The sequence below is a fragment of the Psychrobacter sp. 1U2 genome (assembly GCF_051847575.1).
This window is the reverse complement of the sequence record NZ_JBPYDC010000785.1, coordinates 1-835: the sequence shown is the minus strand read 5'-3', so window position 1 is coordinate 835 and position 835 is coordinate 1. Positions and strand designations below refer to the sequence as shown.

General features: G+C 40.1%; 1 protein-coding gene. It reads right to left on the bottom strand.

Annotated elements, in window-relative coordinates; genetic code table 11:
* On the bottom strand, positions 1-496 hold a 496-nt coding region (locus tag ACS8FD_RS18735; protein ID WP_439276958.1), incomplete at its 3' end, for a DUF4442 domain-containing protein.
* Between the last annotated feature and the right edge of the window lie 339 nt (positions 497-835).

Genomic DNA, 835 nt, shown 5'->3' with positions numbered 1-835 from the left:
GCTGTTCATCACTTAAGGTAGCGACCGCTGCTACTTGCCCTTTTTTAAGCGGACGATAAAAATTGACAGAATAAGATTTTATCAACAGCACACGATCAGAAGGTAGGTTTAACCCTAAGATAAAGCCTGTGGCGGTCTCAGCAAGTAGTGTAACAGCGACCGCATGAATAGAGCCAATATGGTTTTGTACAGGTTTATTGTTGTTTAAGCTGACCACCACTTGATTGGGTTCTACGGTTTCGTAATAGACACCCGTGGTCCCCACATAAGGCACGACTTTACCAAAGGCTTTGGATAAAATAGTCGAGCGTGCAGCAGTAGGTAGATATTTGGTAATGGATAACAGCTTGGTAAATTGATTGTTTACAGGCTTAAGCGAGCTAGGGTTCGACGGGGTATTTGCTTGAGGGGTTAGCGCATCAGATATTTTTTCAGGTAACTTAGCTGGTATCTTCGTCGATAATTTACTGGGTAGCTTATTTAATAATCCTGACATACAACGTTCCTCAAATTAATCTGGTTGGGCATTTTTAGATAACGAATAAAGCAATACATCTGATTACTACTTGCATCTGATTAATATTAGTACCATAAATGACCCTGCACACAAAATAGTAGTAACGTAACTATCGAAGAGTTGCAAACCCTATGTCTATTGTTTTTATCAATCGTTTTAATATTGAGTGAAGTTATGAATGACAGACCCATTAGCGAGCCTACCAACATTATTTATACGGGTGTCGCAGGTACAGGTAAGACTTATCGATTGTTACAAACTGCCAAACAGTATACCCATTATTTGCCCATCACGGATGGCAATGAGCTGTTGTCACAG